This window comes from Photobacterium minamisatsumaniensis, assembly GCF_050336695.1.
Lineage (GTDB): Bacteria > Pseudomonadota > Gammaproteobacteria > Enterobacterales > Vibrionaceae > Photobacterium > Photobacterium minamisatsumaniensis.
This window is the reverse complement of record NZ_JAKJSI010000014.1, coordinates 85,482-100,918: the sequence shown is the minus strand read 5'-3', so window position 1 is coordinate 100,918 and position 15,437 is coordinate 85,482. Positions and strand designations below refer to the sequence as shown.

At 48.4% G+C, this 15,437-nt stretch carries 15 protein-coding genes; 9 read left to right on the top strand and 6 right to left on the bottom strand.

The window, feature by feature from the left end:
- Positions 1 to 140 precede the first annotated feature (140 nt).
- The 5 genes from gmk to recG all read left to right on the top strand — a co-directional run bounded on the left by gmk (position 141) and on the right by recG (position 6,109).
- Positions 141 to 767 carry a guanylate kinase gene (gene gmk / locus L4D78_RS06575; protein WP_428466169.1) on the top strand — a complete coding sequence of 209 codons (627 nt, stop codon included), beginning with the start codon at positions 141 to 143 and terminating at the stop codon, positions 765 to 767.
- 53 nt (positions 768 to 820) lie between these two features.
- Positions 821 to 1,096, top strand: coding sequence for a DNA-directed RNA polymerase subunit omega (gene rpoZ, locus L4D78_RS06570; protein ID WP_036821454.1), 276 nt, complete (start codon positions 821 to 823; stop codon positions 1,094 to 1,096).
- Positions 1,097 to 1,114: 18 nt separating this feature from the next.
- Positions 1,115 to 3,217 carry a bifunctional GTP diphosphokinase/guanosine-3',5'-bis pyrophosphate 3'-pyrophosphohydrolase gene (gene spoT / locus L4D78_RS06565; protein ID WP_428466168.1) on the top strand — a complete coding sequence of 701 codons (2,103 nt, stop codon included), beginning with the start codon at positions 1,115 to 1,117 and terminating at the stop codon, positions 3,215 to 3,217.
- Positions 3,218 to 3,301: 84 nt separating this feature from the next.
- A complete protein-coding gene (trmH, locus tag L4D78_RS06560) occupies positions 3,302 to 4,015 on the top strand; it encodes a tRNA (guanosine(18)-2'-O)-methyltransferase TrmH (protein WP_428466267.1) in 714 nt (237 codons plus the stop codon).
- A gap of 12 nt (positions 4,016 to 4,027) precedes the next feature.
- Complete coding sequence (gene recG / locus L4D78_RS06555; protein WP_428466167.1) at positions 4,028 to 6,109, top strand: ATP-dependent DNA helicase RecG; 2,082 nt, start codon at positions 4,028 to 4,030, stop codon at positions 6,107 to 6,109.
- Positions 6,110 to 6,210: 101 nt separating this feature from the next.
- Here recG and envZ read toward each other — a convergent pair whose 3' ends face one another.
- Entirely contained in the window at positions 6,211 to 7,575 is a 1,365-nt protein-coding gene (gene envZ, locus L4D78_RS06550) for a two-component system sensor histidine kinase EnvZ (RefSeq protein WP_428466166.1), read from the bottom strand.
- 3 nt (positions 7,576 to 7,578) lie between these two features.
- The gene (gene ompR / locus L4D78_RS06545) at positions 7,579 to 8,298 is read right to left on the bottom strand and encodes an osmolarity response regulator transcription factor OmpR (RefSeq protein ID WP_428456577.1); all 720 of its coding nucleotides are present in this window, start codon (positions 8,296 to 8,298) and stop codon (positions 7,579 to 7,581) included.
- A 336-nt stretch (positions 8,299 to 8,634) separates the two neighbouring features.
- Here ompR and greB point away from each other — a divergent pair, with 336 nt between their 5' ends.
- Positions 8,635 to 9,120, top strand: coding sequence for a transcription elongation factor GreB (gene greB, locus L4D78_RS06540; protein WP_428466165.1), 486 nt, complete (start codon positions 8,635 to 8,637; stop codon positions 9,118 to 9,120).
- 125 nt (positions 9,121 to 9,245) lie between these two features.
- Complete coding sequence (locus tag L4D78_RS06535; protein ID WP_428466164.1) at positions 9,246 to 11,567, top strand: Tex family protein; 2,322 nt, start codon at positions 9,246 to 9,248, stop codon at positions 11,565 to 11,567.
- A gap of 104 nt (positions 11,568 to 11,671) precedes the next feature.
- On the opposite strand, the gene L4D78_RS06530 is transcribed toward L4D78_RS06535, so the two are convergent.
- The 3 genes from L4D78_RS06530 to bioH all read right to left on the bottom strand — a co-directional run bounded on the left by L4D78_RS06530 (position 11,672) and on the right by bioH (position 13,409).
- Complete coding sequence (locus L4D78_RS06530) at positions 11,672 to 12,133, bottom strand: ATP-dependent Lon protease (protein WP_428466163.1); 462 nt, start codon at positions 12,131 to 12,133, stop codon at positions 11,672 to 11,674.
- Positions 12,134 to 12,173: 40 nt separating this feature from the next.
- The gene (locus tag L4D78_RS06525; protein ID WP_428466162.1) at positions 12,174 to 12,533 is read right to left on the bottom strand and encodes a hypothetical protein; all 360 of its coding nucleotides are present in this window, start codon (positions 12,531 to 12,533) and stop codon (positions 12,174 to 12,176) included.
- Between the two features lie 111 nt (positions 12,534 to 12,644).
- Positions 12,645 to 13,409: a pimeloyl-ACP methyl ester esterase BioH gene (gene bioH, locus L4D78_RS06520; protein WP_428466161.1), complete on the bottom strand. Its 765-nt coding sequence runs from the start codon at positions 13,407 to 13,409 to the stop codon at positions 12,645 to 12,647.
- A gap of 35 nt (positions 13,410 to 13,444) precedes the next feature.
- Here bioH and L4D78_RS06515 point away from each other — a divergent pair, with 35 nt between their 5' ends.
- Complete coding sequence (locus L4D78_RS06515; protein WP_428466160.1) at positions 13,445 to 14,167, top strand: ComF family protein; 723 nt, start codon at positions 13,445 to 13,447, stop codon at positions 14,165 to 14,167.
- 94 nt (positions 14,168 to 14,261) lie between these two features.
- A complete protein-coding gene (gene nfuA, locus L4D78_RS06510; RefSeq protein WP_428456692.1) occupies positions 14,262 to 14,840 on the top strand; it encodes a Fe-S biogenesis protein NfuA in 579 nt (192 codons plus the stop codon).
- Positions 14,841 to 15,000: 160 nt separating this feature from the next.
- Here nfuA and L4D78_RS06505 read toward each other — a convergent pair whose 3' ends face one another.
- A complete protein-coding gene (locus tag L4D78_RS06505) occupies positions 15,001 to 15,393 on the bottom strand; it encodes a 3D domain-containing protein (protein WP_428456570.1) in 393 nt (130 codons plus the stop codon).
- Positions 15,394 to 15,437: the final 44 nt, after the last annotated feature.

Genomic DNA, 15,437 nt, shown 5'->3' with positions numbered 1-15,437 from the left:
GGCATGAAATAGTGACAAAATCCATCTAGGCTTGATCTAACTGGCTGCAAAAAGATGAATTTTCAAGCAATCAGCCAATTTCAATTATGCGCAGTTCATGATAATCTGCGCGCCCTTCTATCACTGAGTGAAAATAGGCAATGAGCAAAGGTACTCTATACATCGTGTCGGCCCCAAGTGGCGCTGGTAAATCAAGTTTGATTAACGCACTCCTTGAAACTAACCCGACCTATGACATGAAAGTATCCGTCTCTCACACGACGCGTGGTATGCGCCCAGGTGAGAAAAACGGCGTTCATTACAATTTTGTCAGCGTAGAAGAATTTACTGAACTAACAGAAAAAAGTGCTTTTTTAGAGCACGCTGAAGTATTTGGTAATTTCTACGGCACTTCTCGCCTTTGGATTGAAGAGCAGCTAAACAAAGGGATCGACGTATTCCTCGACATCGACTGGCAGGGTGCGCGTCAAATCCGCAAACAAATGCCGCAAGCGAAAAGTCTGTTTATCTTGCCACCATCAAAAGAAGAGCTAGAGCGCCGTCTAAATGCTCGAGGTCAAGACAGCGAAGCTGTTATTGCTCGCCGTATGCAAGAAGCGCGTGCAGAGATCTCTCATTTTAACGAATACGATTACGTGATCGTGAATGATGATTTCGATGCTGCCTTAATGGATTTTAAAGCCATTATTCGTGCAGAACGATTGAAGCAAGACAAACAAGCTGCTAAATATAACAGCATGCTAAATGCATTACTGGCGGAACAGTAAGTATTTTTGTACAATTTTCCCTCTTTATTTATAGATAACCACTGGAGTCCTCCATGGCACGCGTAACCGTTCAAGACGCTGTTGATAAAATTGGCAACCGTTTCGATCTGATCCAAATTGCTTCACGCCGCGCTCGTCAGATGCAAACTGGCGGTAAGGATCCATTGGTTCCAGAAGAAAACGACAAGTACACAGTGATCGCACTTCGTGAAATCGAAGAAGGCCTAATCACTAAAGATATCCTAGATGCTCGCGAGCGTCAGGAACTGCAAGAGCAAGAAGCAGCAGAGCTAGCAGCAGTTAGCGCTATTGCAGGCGACCACCGTTAATTCAGGGAACCGGGCGAATTGTATCTTTTTGATAGCCTGAAAGAAGTCGCAACAGAATACCTGCCAGAGTCTCAAATTGAGGCTCTTAGGCAGGCCTATCTCGTTGCGCGTGATGCTCACGAAGGGCAGACTCGCTCCAGCGGCGAACCGTATATCATCCACCCCATTGCTGTAGCTCGTATCTTGGCGGAAATGCGCCTCGACTACGAAACGCTAATGGCAGCCCTACTCCATGACGTTATCGAAGATACTGAAGTCACCAAAGACGATCTCGATAGCCGTTTTGGATCGACCGTAGCGGAACTGGTAGATGGTGTCTCTAAGCTGGACAAACTAAAGTTCCGCGACCGCAAAGAAGCGCAAGCCGAGAACTTCCGCAAAATGATCATGGCCATGGCCCATGATATTCGCGTTATCCTTATCAAACTGGCTGACCGCACGCACAACATGCGCACTCTCGGTGCCCTGCGTCCGGACAAACGCCGCCGTATCGCCCGCGAAACATTAGAGATATTCTCTCCGCTGGCGCATCGCCTTGGTATCCACAACATCAAAACCGAGCTTGAAGAGCTGGGTTTTGAAGCCTTATACCCAAATCGTTATCGGGTACTAAAAGAGGTCGTGGCTGCTGCAAGGGGTAACCGAAAAGAAATGATTAATAAGATCCACGCTGAAATCGAGGGCCGCCTCGAAGATGCGGGGATCATCGGCACGGTACTTGGCCGCGAGAAAAACTTGTATTCCATCTATAACAAGATGAAAAACAAAGAGCAGCGGTTCCATTCGATCATGGACATTTACGCCTTCCGCGTACTGGTTAAAGATCTGGATACCTGCTACCGCGTATTAGGACAAGTCCACAATTTGTATAAGCCTCGTCCAAGCCGGATGAAGGATTATATCGCCATACCAAAAGCCAATGGCTACCAGTCTTTGCACACCTCACTTGTCGGCCCTCACGGCGTTCCGGTTGAAGTACAAATTCGTACTGAAGACATGGATCAAATGGCAGATAAAGGGGTCGCGGCACACTGGGCGTATAAAGATGGCGAAAGCTCAAGCACCACAGCGCAAGTTAAAGCACAGCGCTGGATGCAAAGCCTGCTTGAGCTACAGCAAAGTGCGGGTAGCTCATTTGAGTTTATCGAGAACGTAAAATCCGATCTGTTCCCAGACGAAATTTATGTCTTCACCCCGAAAGGGCGCATTGTTGAACTGCCTGTTGGCGCAACAGCCGTCGACTTTGCCTATGCGGTACATACCGATGTCGGTAATGCCTGTGTAGGGGCGCGTGTTGAACGCCAACCTTACCCATTAAGTAAACCACTCAAAAATGGCCAGACCATTGATATTATCAGCGCACCGGGTGCTCGCCCGAATGCCGCGTGGTTGAACTATGTCGTCACCTCACGCGCACGGACCAAAATCCGTCAGGTGCTGAAAACCATGCGCCGCGAAGAATCAGTGACACTTGGCCGCCGCCTGCTCAATCACGCATTAGGTGAGCTTAGTATCGACCAGATCGACGCTGACAACTTGCATCAAGTGTTGACTGACTTGCGCCTAGCAAACCTTGAAGATCTCTTAACAGAGATTGGCTTGGGTGAGCTCATGAGTATTGTCATTGCCCGTCGTTTATTGGGTAGTAGCGATGAACTCTCTGAAAAAGAAACCGATCACCACTTGCCAATTCGCGGTGCTGACGGGATCTTGCTAACGTTTGCTAATTGTTGCCACCCAATTCATGGCGATCCGATTATGGCACACGTTAGCCCAGGCAAAGGCTTAGTGATCCACCGTGAAGAATGTTCCAACATTCGTGGCTATCAGAAAGAACCTGATAAATACATGGCAGTTGAATGGAGTGAGGACTTCGAGCAAGAGTTCGTCACCAACCTCAAAGTGGATATGCAAAACCACCAAGGTGCTCTAGCCGATTTAACCAATACCATTTCGGCAACTGGCTCAAACATTCAAGGCTTGGCTACCGAAGAAAAAGACGGTCGCCTCTATACCATTACGGTAAGGCTAACCACCAAGAGCCGTATTCACTTGGCCGAAATTATGCGTCGGATCCGAGTTATGCCAAATGTGGTTCGTGTTTCCCGGCAGAAAAACTAACTAACGAAAGAGACTTACATCTCTTTCGAACATCTACTCAAACGCCCGTTTTCGGGCGTTTTCTTTATGGCAGAAAGCAACACTATGACACCTGATCGCTTCGAACGAATTCAATCTGTTCTTGTCACCCGCCAGCCAGATCTCACAGTCTGCATGGAAGAAGTCCACAAACCCAATAACGTTTCAGCCATCATTCGTACGGCCGATGCCGTTGGGGTCCATAAAGTCCATGCTGTATGGCCTAAAGATGGTATGCGAGTCCTCAGCCACACCTCAGCAGGTGCTCGTAATTGGGTCGAACTCGAGACCCATGATTCAATGGTCAATGCTGTTAGCACGCTCAAAGCACAAGGCATGCAAGTACTCGCGACTAACTTATCTGACACCGCGATTGATTTTCGTGAAGTGGATTACACCAAGCCGACTGCGATTATCTTAGGCGGCGAAAAAAATGGGATCACCGCTGAAGCCCTATCGATGGCCGATCAAGATATCATCATCCCCATGGTTGGCATGGTACAGTCGTTAAATGTGTCTGTTGCCAGTGCGTTGATCTTATATGAAGCACAGCGCCAGCGCCAAAACGCCGGTATGTATAACTTGGCAAAGACCCAGTTGCCGGATGAAGTCGTCCACCGTATTCTATTTGAACGCGGTCATCCCGTATTGGCGAAAGTTGCCCGCCGTAAGGGGTTACCTTACCCGCCACTCGACGAAGCAGGCCAAATTGATGCCGACGAGCAATGGTGGAACATTATGCAGGCAACGGAACCAAAAAAAACCAAACATTTACCCTAGATGGAATAAGTCATGAGCGGACAATTACTTGATACCATAGCCCTAACAGAATTATCTGGGGTCGGTGCCAAAATGGCAGAAAAGCTGGAGAAAGTGGGCTTGCACACCGTGCAGGATTTACTGTTCCACCTGCCGCTCCGCTACGAAGACCGCACGAGGATCTGGCCAATCGCCAGCGCCATGGCAGGTCAACACCTAACTATTCAGGGTGAAGTGCTTAGCAGCAGCATTACTTTCGGCAAACGCCGTATGTTCACCGTGAAAATAAGTGATCAGACTGGCAGTGCCACCCTGCGCTTTTTCAACTTTAATGCTGCAATGAAAAACAGCTTCGCAGACGGCAAACAAATCAAAGCCTATGGAGAGATCAAACGCGGCAAGTTCGGCCTTGAAATTATCCACCCTGATTACAGAGTATTTTCCGAACCCACCGAGCTCAGTGTAGAAGAAACCCTGACCCCCGTTTACCCAACCACCGACGGTTTACGCCAATTGACCTTGCGTAGCCTGACCGATCAAGCGCTACGACTACTCGATAAATCAGCCGTTCGTGAACTGCTACCAGAAGGGCTTTATGATCGCCAAATGACGCTTTCACAGGCGCTGCACCTCATGCACCGCCCTACGCCCGACGTATCGCTAGACCAACTGGATGAGGGTAAGCACCCTGCGCAGCAGCGATTAATCATGGAAGAGCTGCTGGCGCAAAATTTATCGATGCTCGCCGTTCGCCATAACAGTCAACGTCATGCCGCTTGGCCGCTTGCCAATCGCAATACGTTAAAACAACAGCTACTCGATAGCTTGCCGTTTAGCCCAACAGGTGCTCAGCAACGCGTCGTCAATGATGTTGAAACCGACTTGCTTCAACCTCACCCCATGATGCGTCTCGTCCAAGGTGATGTCGGCTCAGGCAAAACGCTGGTAGCAGCCCTTGCCGCTTTGAGAGCCATCGAGCATGGGTATCAGGTGGCACTTATGGCACCAACAGAACTCTTAGCCGAGCAGCACTCCATCAATTTTGCCAACTGGCTCAATCCAATGGGGATCAACGTGGGCTGGCTCGCAGGCAAGCTAAAAGGTAAGGCACGAGAACGCGAGTTGGCGAACATCGAAAGCGGTGAAGCCAAAATGGTGGTCGGCACCCATGCTTTGTTTCAGGAGCAGGTGGTCTTTAATAACCTCGCATTGGTGATCATCGACGAACAGCACCGTTTTGGTGTGCACCAACGATTAGAACTACGTGAAAAAGGCGCCAATGATGGCCGCTTCCCGCACCAGCTCATCATGACGGCGACCCCTATTCCGCGTACGTTGGCCATGACCGCCTATGCTGATTTAGAGACCTCTGTTATTGATGAACTACCGCCGGGGCGCACCCCCATCCAAACCGTTGCACTACCCGACTCACGCCGTCAAGAAATCATCGAGCGTATTCGTGGCGCCTGCCTGAATGAAAATCGCCAAGCCTATTGGGTCTGTACCCTCATTGATGAGTCGGAAGTACTGGAAGCACAAGCAGCATCTGATACTGCCGATGAGCTCACTGCACAGCTACCCGAGCTGAATATTGGCTTGGTCCATGGCCGTATGAAGCCAGCAGAAAAGCAGGCTGTCATGAAGCGCTTCAAGGACGGTGAACTGCATTTACTGGTCGCGACAACCGTGATCGAAGTGGGCGTCGATGTACCCAACGCCAGTTTAATGGTGGTTGAAAACCCTGAACGCCTTGGTCTTGCCCAACTCCACCAGCTACGAGGCCGTGTTGGACGAGGTAGTGTCGCTAGCCACTGTGTCCTGCTCTATCATGCCCCGCTGTCAAAAACTGCCCAGAAGCGCCTAGGCGTATTACGTGACAGCAGTGATGGTTTTGTTATTGCTCAGCGCGATCTGGAAATCCGAGGCCCGGGCGAGTTGCTTGGTACTAAACAAACCGGTATTGCAGACTTTAAAGTGGCGGATTTAATTCGTGACCAGCACCTGATCCCTCAAGTGCAAAAGCTCGCTCGTTATCTACACGATAATTATCCAAGCAATGCGGCAGCCATTATCGACCGTTGGCTGGGCCAGCGCGACAATTACTCAAATGCTTAGCCTCTTTACGTCATTCAGTCGCAAATAAATACCAACAAAAAAGCCAGTGCATTACTGCACTGGCTTTTTATATAGTGAATCAATAAGCTACCAACAATAAACTAGCTTAGTTTCTTACCGCTAGTACTCACCAACGGTAAACTCACTTGTACCTTTAAGCCACCTTGGCTGCGGTTAGTTACCTGAATGCTGCCTTCGTGTTGGTCAATGATACGCTTCACGATAGCTAGCCCAAGCCCTGTACCTTCGTTATCAGATCCCCTCGCTGAATCACCCCGAGTTAACGGCTGAAACATCTTTGCGACCTGATCAGGCGCAATGCCCGGACCATCATCCTCAACACAGTACCACGCCATTTTGCGATCGGCGGTAACACCACTGGAAATTTTCACCCAGCCATTGCCATAACGCAGTGCATTCACCACCAAATTAGCAACAGAACGTTTAATCGACACACCATTGGCCTGAATAAAACCCTGAATTTCAGCAAGTTCAAGCTCAATTTTACGTTCGTAGCCGCCTTCGGTTTCGGCGATCTCTTCCAGTAAAATATTAAGGTTAAGCTCTTCTTCCGCCTGCTTCTTGGTTGATTTCAGATATTCCATAAACTGACTGATGATCTCATTACACTCTTCCGTGTCTTTGATCATGCTCTCAGCCAAATAACCATCTTCCGGCGACATCATCTCTGTTGCCAAACGAATACGGGTCAAAGGCGTACGCAAATCATGGCTAACACCAGCCAGTAGTAAAGCACGGTCGTCTTCGAGTTGCTTGATCCCTTCGGACATATGGTTGAATGCCTTGGTCACAGCCCGGATCTCCGAGGCGCCTCGTTCAGGCAACACTGGTGGCGTTTCGCCACGTGCCACCTGTAAGGCCGCATTTTCCAAAGCAACTAATGGCCGATTCTGAATTCGAATAAACAACCACCCCCCCGCAATCACCATAAAGGCAATGATCAGGCTGTAATGAAACAGCGGAGAGAAGTCATCTTCTTGTAGCTCTGATAGCGGAATCCGCATTAAGTAACCAGGAATCGCATCGCTTTTCATCCAGAGTACATAACTCTCGGTCCCGAGCACCAACCGCACCTCAGTCGGAGAATCAAGTTCATCCGTCATTTCATCACTGAGGTACTCAATAACCGTCGCTTTATTAAACTCTTCGAGATCAACATCATGCTTCGGTTCTGAGCCGTCTTCGGCGTGCAATGTTACCCCTAGTTGCTCAAGTAACTGGCGCCTTAATGGCGTATCGAGGTGGAAAGAATGTCCGTCAGCAAGCTGAACATCTTCTTTGAGCATTAACCTGACTTCGTAGGCCAAAATTCGATTAAATTGTTGAAGGCTCGGTAATAGCGCGTAATTTAAAACGGCCAGATACGAGAAAATCTGGCTTGAAATCAACAAGCCAGCCAACAAGATCAGCGTACGGGTGAAGGTACTACGGGGCGAAAATCGCATGGCTTACGCCTCGCTACCATCCGGTACAAATACGTAACCCAAACCCCACACCGTTTGGATGTAGCGAGGACGACTTGGATCTTCTTCAATCATTCGGCGCAAGCGCGAAATCTGAACATCAATTGAACGTTCCATTGCTGAATATTCACGGCCTCGAGCCATGTTCATCAATTTATCACGCGACATCGGCTCACGAGCATTGGTAACTAACGCTTTTAGGACAGCAAATTCGCCAGAGGTCAATGGCATCGATTCTTCGCCACGGAACATCTCACGCGTACCTAAGTTCAAGCGGAAATCGCCGAACTCGATCACTTTACTGTCAACACTTGGTGCACCGGGTGCTTCAATCGTTTGACGTCGTAGTACTGCACGAATACGGGCAAGTAACTCACGAGGGTTAAATGGTTTCGGTAGATAATCATCAGCACCGACTTCTAACCCAACAATACGATCAACCTCATCGCCTTTCGCGGTAAGCATTAAAATAGGCAACATGTTATTGGCGTTACGCAAGCGGCGACAAATAGACAGGCCATCTTCACCTGGTAGCATCAAATCCAACACCATCAAGTGGAAAGTTTCACGCGATAATAAGCGATCCATTTGCTCACCATTGGCCACACTGCGCACCTGAAAACCTTGCTCAGATAGGTAGCGCTCAAGTAGCGCACGTAGACGCATATCGTCATCAACAACCAGAATCTTATAATTTTCCTGCATATATCACCTTACTTGCATCGATCTACATTATCGTGCTTTGTGCGTATTCTACTCGACACACCCATCGGTTAGCTGAAAATTGCCGCTAAAATAAGCGCAAAATTGTTACCGATTATGTCCAGCACGTCGGTATAACTGATATCACGATCTTATTACTTCACCGCGACAATATATCTTCTACCTATTAAACTAACTTAAATTCAACGAACTATCCAAAACAATACGTGTTACAAGCCCGAACTATTGATCTCTGTAACCCTTAGGTAGAGTATGGTGTATGGTGCATCTTTCATTTCTGTTCAGCTTTCACCCATTCAACAGGATCCGAGCCCAAGTATGAAAACCAATTTAATCACCCGTGAAGGTTACACCAAGCTCAAAAAAGAGTTGGACTTCCTTTGGCGAGAAGACCGGCCAGAAGTCACTAAGAAAGTGACTTGGGCCGCCAGCTTGGGCGATCGTTCTGAGAATGCCGATTATCAATACAATAAAAAACGCCTGCGTGAAATTGACCGCCGTGTTCGCTATCTTCGTAAACGACTCGAACAGGTTCAAGTTGTTGATTACTCTCCTCAACAAGACGGTAAAGTCTTTTTTGGCGCGTGGGTCGAGATTGAGAATGAAGACGGTGAAAACATGTCATTCCGCATCGTTGGACCCGATGAAATTTACGGCCGAAATGACTATATTTCAATAGACTCTCCAATGGCGCGTGCGCTGTTGAAGAAAGAAGTCGATGACGAATTCGAAGTCAGTACACCAGCAGGAAAAAAAGAATGGTTCGTCAATGCCATTCGCTACCCCGATGCCCAGACAATTTAAAGAGGCTCGGATCAACAAGAAAGAGCCAGCTTCAGTAACTGACAGGCTTCTAACACACCACTCCTTGTCTACGGTAGAAACCCTCGTAGAATGGTTCCCTCAATAACAACATGAGAAACAAGCGGATGAGCAACACGATCAACCAGATGATTGCCAGTGAATTAAATGTTCGCAATGAGCAGGTCACGGCTGCAGTCACGCTGCTCGACGATGGCAACACCGTCCCTTTTATTTCCCGTTACCGTAAAGAAGTGACCGGCGGATTAGATGATACCCAACTCCGTAACCTTGAATCACGCTTAGGTTACCTGCGAGAGCTAGATGACCGCCGTCAGGTGATCCTAAAGTCCATTACTGAACAGGGTAAAATGACCCCTGTACTTCAAGCAGAAATTCATGATGCCGACAGTAAAACTCGCCTTGAAGATCTGTACTTGCCTTATAAGCCTAAACGCCGTACCAAAGGGCAGATTGCCATTGAAGCGGGTTTAGAGCCGCTAGCAAACTCGTTATGGAATGACCCAAGCCAAACGCCAGAGACACTAGCAGTCCAGTATATTAATAGTGACAATGGTATTGCTGATACCAAAGCGGCCTTAGATGGTGCTCGTGCCATCTTGATGGAACGATTTGCTGAAGATGCAGCATTACTCGAAAAAATCCGCCGCCAGCTACAAAACAATGCAGAATTAACCTCTCGCTTAGTCGACGGTAAAGAGCAAGAAGGCGCCAAGTTCAAAGACTACTTCGAATACAGTGAGGCGCTGAAGAATGTACCATCTCACCGCGCGTTAGCACTCTTCCGAGGCCGTAATGAAGGTGTCCTGCAGGTTTCATTGAATGCAGATCCACAACAAGAAGAAGGTGTACGTGGATCGTACTGCGAAATCATGATTGCCAACCACTACGGTATTACATTGGGCAGCCAGCCAGCCGATGCATGGCGTAAGCAGGTGATCAGCTGGGCATGGCGGATCAAAATTCTGATGCACATGGAAACCGAGTTGATGAGTGCATTGCGCGAAAAAGCCGAAGACGGTGCGATGCAGGTGTTTGCAGATAATCTCAAAGATTTGCTGATGGCAGCCCCTGCAGGTCCACGAATTACGCTCGCACTTGACCCTGGTTTACGTACTGGCTGTAAAATAGCCGTGGTTGACCAAACAGGTAAATTACTTGATTTCGCAACTATTTACCCTCATACAGCACGCAGTCGGATTGCCGAAGCTGAAGCGACCCTGCTAGCACTCATCACCAAACATGGCGTTAACCTTATTGCGATTGGTAACGGTACTGCTTCACGTGAAACAGACAGTTTCGTGGCAGATCTGCTCAAAGACAATAACCTCAAAATACAAAGTGTCATGGTGAGCGAGGCAGGTGCATCGGTCTACTCTGCGTCAGAGCTTGCCGCCAATGAGTTCCCGAACCTTGATGTGTCAATTCGTGGTGCGGTATCTATTGGTCGCCGCCTGCAAGACCCACTCGCCGAGTTAGTGAAAATAGACCCTAAATCGATTGGCGTGGGTCAATACCAGCACGATGTCAGCCAAAGCATGCTTGCTAAACGTTTGGATGCGGTGGTTGAAGACTGTGTAAATGCCGTTGGCGTTGATGTAAACACCGCGTCATCAGCCTTGCTCACCCGCGTGGCAGGTTTAAGTACCACCATTGCACAGAACATCGTCAACTATCGTGACGAAAACGGCCGCTTTGAAACGCGTACGACCTTGAAAAAAGTCGCTCGTTTAGGGCCTAAAGCCTTTGAGCAATGTGCAGGCTTCCTCCGAATTATGGACGGCAAGAACCCATTAGATAGCTCTGCCGTTCACCCTGAGTCTTATGCCGTGGTGAAAAGCATTGCCGCAGCCAATAGCAAAGCGGTCGATGCCATTGTCGGCAACACCGATTTCTTACGCAACCTCAAAGCGGCAGACTACACCGACGATAAATTCGGCCTACCAACCGTCACTGATATTATTAGCGAGCTTGATAAACCAGGTCGTGACCCTCGCCCAGAGTTTAAAACTGCGACCTTTGCAGAAGGTGTTAATGAGGTAAAAGATCTGGTTCCAGGTATGGTACTAGAAGGCGTGATCACCAATGTCACCAATTTTGGTGCTTTTGTTGATGTGGGCGTACACCAAGATGGGCTGGTCCATATTTCTGCGTTGTCTGATAAATTTATCTCAGATCCGCGTGAAGTGGTTAAGGCTGGTGATATCGTCAAAGTCAAAGTCATGGAAGTCGACTTACAGCGTAAGCGCATTGGTATGTCGATGCGACTGAACGATGAACCTGGGCAAGAAAAACCCGCACGCAAACCACAAGGTCAACGCCAAGAAGCGCGTCAACCAGCACCGAAACCACGCAACGAGCGAACATCAAACGCCCCGATGGGTGGTGCCTTTGCGGCAGCTTTCGCGAATGCGAAACACAAGAAGTAGTCACCCGTAGCAAAACACGCTATCAAACACAAAGAGCCAGCAAACATGCTGGCTCTTTTTATTTCTCTTGCAGTGTGTCTCAATCACGACAGTACACTTAACCGCTACAATACGACCAAATACTCTGTGGGCGGGTTCGGTATGGTTGATTGCGCGTACTTATGGGCAATCACCCCTTTTGTTCGTTCGGTGGTACTGATCTGCTCAAGCGCTTCGAGTACCTCTCGTGGCAACTTGATGTGCATGGAATAACCCAACTCTGTCACATCAGCCATATAAGTGCCGGCTGAGAGTGCCTTAACTAACTGCTCAAATTCGTCTTGATAACCATACTGTTTTTCCGTAACAGCAAGGTCTTGATAATCAGGATGTTCACTCGGGTCCCATGATGGTTTCTTGAGTTGCTTCTCTTCGCTACTGAGAGGCTTTTCACGAGCGGAAGCAGCCATTTCTGCGGGAGGAGTAATTTTCTCACGTACACGATTATCCCGCGCAGCCTGCTCGGTTGACGGATTGATCGAAGGTGCTATGGTGGGTGCACCGACTTGTACGGGGGTTACTAGCATGCTGATGCATTTCTCCAAACATCAGCCAATGGTAAAAAAACTAGACGATGGCCAATAATACCGTTGCGACTGTACCGATCGCAGAAAGCACCTGCCCGGCGGTATAGAAGTCATCAGTGTTATCTTTTACTTCATCAGGATGATCCATCCCTAGTACGCCATAGGCAAATGACTCGGTTTTGCTGCCCTCGTCATTATCTGAACCATCAGCTTTTATCGCTTGTTGTGCTACGTCTGCTGCCTGCTTTTGCTTAGCTTCTTCAGAAATGGAAACCGTTGTCTGTGCGACTACAGGCTTCGCTTCACCCTGGGCATCTTGCCCAACTCGAGTGGAGGCCGCCGATGCCTTCAAGCTCGACGGCGTATACGTAGCGTTATTATTGATATTTCCAATTGTCATTATGGCCTCTCTATCCTAGAGCAACTCCATTTGTAAGTTATCGGCAACACTTCGCTAAAGTTTAAAAAAATGTTACCAACATGCCACACATGACGTCTCGCTAAATCTAACTTAGCGGATAAATCCCTTTAATACCTGAATAAATTCATCGGGATGTGAAATAAACGGTGCATGAGATGCAGAGGCAAAAATTTGCCGCTGAGACTCTGGGGCTAAATCATCCAGCGCTTTTGCAATTTTCACCGGCACCAAGCCATCAAGCCGACCATAAATACGTAGCCAAGGTTGGGTAATACCTTCAAGCTGATCACGTAAGTCAACCTCTTCCAGCATCTTCAATCCCATCGCCAATGCCTCACGGTTTGGGGCAGGTCGCGATAAAACGGCCTCTTTCAGCCGCTTGATATCCTGCCTTGCCGTCGGGCTACCCATCGCTTGTAGCGCCAAGAAGCGCTCAACCGTTGCCTGAAAATCTTGATCCAGCTGACGTCTAAAATCCGCTAACACCTCGGGTTTGATCCCACGCCATGTGTGTTGTGCTGCAAACCGTGGTGAGCTCGCGACAGTGATCAGTTGGTTTACACGTTCAGGGGCAAGCAATGCCGCCTGAGTCGCAACCAATCCCCCCAATGACCATCCGAGCCACGTTGCAGACTCCGGTGAATTATCAAGCAATTGGCGTGCCATTCCTTCTACATCAGTCGCAGGTAGTTCATGGCTATGACCATAACCCGGTAAATCGACAATATGTAACCGGTAATGCTTAGCCAGTGTAGGCACAAGCTGTTGCCAGGCCGCACCATTCATTCCCCAGCCATGAATGAGAACCAGATCGGAACCTTGACCTTCCGTTTGCCAGTAAAGCTTGGCTGTCATTTATATTTCCTTTATTTCAGCCTCAGGATAGTGGAATGGTATCGCCAATCACCAAGATAGCCAACAGTCTGCTTACACCTTCATACTGCCAACTCTGCCGGCTCCCCATCCCAAATGGAGAAAAGCTCTGGTGCCATCATTGCCGACAGCGGTTTCAACAAACCCCATACTGCCAACGGTGTGGATCCAATACCCTCGCCATGACCCCACATTGCGGTCGATGCCTAACTAAACCGCCGCCTTGGCAACATTTTGTTCGGCTTGGTGAATACCAATTCCCACTGCGAACCTTGGTCCACCAGCTGAAATTTGGGCGTAAATTTTGGCTGGCACAGCCGCTTGGCCATTTGTTGGCTGCACAAATTCAAACTCCTGCCCCTGTTGTTATCCCCGTACCTTTGCATCCGCTTCGCCGGCTTTATCGCAGCTTTAACCAAAGTACGCTGCTGGCTGACGCCATTGCCGAGAAAACCCACAGCAAGTGCTTGCCACAAGCGATCCGTCGCAAGCTATATACTCAACCACAGCACCAGCTAAGCCGGCAGCAACGACAGCGTAATCTGCACGGGGCATTTATACTCAAAGAACAGAGCCTTCCAAACCATGTGGCGATTGTTGATGATGTGGTGACCACAGGCAGTACCGTTGCCGCTATTGCAACCCTGCTACAACAAAGTGGCGTCGAACAAATCGACATCTATTGCCTGTGTTTCACTTCAAAAGTGGAAAGTCATAAAACACCACAAGAATCAGACTGAAATCATAGATTTTCGATTAGGGGGTGATAGATAGGGCATCAAAGAGTAGAATAGAATTAATCTTACTAATTAAGTCAGGTATTACGTCGTGTCTATGATTACTATTACTGATAATGCTCAACAGCATTTCGGCAAACTTTTGGCTCAACAACCAGAAGGTACAAACATCCGCGTATTCGTGGTTAACCCTGGTACTCAAAGTGCAGAGTGCGGCGTGTCGTACTGTCCGCCAGAAGCGGTAGAAACCACCGATACAGAAATCAAACTTGATCTATTCTCAGCTTATGTTGATGAGCTAAGCCTGCCTTTCCTTGATGATGCTGAGATCGACTTCGTTACCGATAAAATGGGTTCACAGCTAACACTGAAAGCACCCAATGCAAAAGTGCGTAAAGTCTCTGATGATGCAACATTGATGGAGCGTGTTGACTATGTGATCCAAACACAAGTTAACCCTCAACTAGCAGGCCACGGTGGTAATGTGTCTTTAGCTGAAATCACGGAAGACGGCATTGCAATCCTCCAGTTTGGCGGTGGTTGTAACGGCTGTTCAATGGTTGATGTAACGCTAAAAGAAGGTATTGAGAAAGAACTGCTTGCACAGTTTGTTGGTGAGTTAACGGGCGTTCGTGATATCACCGAGCATGCTCGTGGTGAACACTCTTACTACTAATCGCTAGCCTGTAAAAAGCCAGATACTAAAAAGCCAGCTGATGTTATCTCTTTCGAGTCAATAACATTCAGCTGGCTTTTTGCGTAATACCAATCTGAAAAGTAGCCACTCTGTTCACAGTAGTTCGGTCACAGAGCGATTATTCTCAGGTTAGCTTAAATTAGGTTTCAACCACTGTGATCGTTACACTACGACGGCCCCAATTACGTGCAGCCTGAATATCTTTACCCATGTAGATATCGATTTTCTTCGTCCAACGCTTGTTCATCTTGTCCATCACGACATATTCGCCGGGCAGACCCGATATTTTCACTTTGGTGCCATGCTTAAAGCCCATTCCCAATAAGTCTCGCGAGACGGCAATGACCTTCATGCCCGGTTTCAGCCTGTCTCCCCAAGCCGCAATCGACGGGTTGGCATTGGTTTGTGCGCGAACGGAATTGTACGCCGTCGCGGTTACTTTAAATGTCTGTCCCTGGATAGCAGCACTTGCTGGCACTCCCCAGCTCACTGCCATTATGGTCAATAAAATACCAAAAAATGCTTTCTTCATCTGTACTACCTATGCAAAAACTGCTCGTATTTTAAACAGATCCC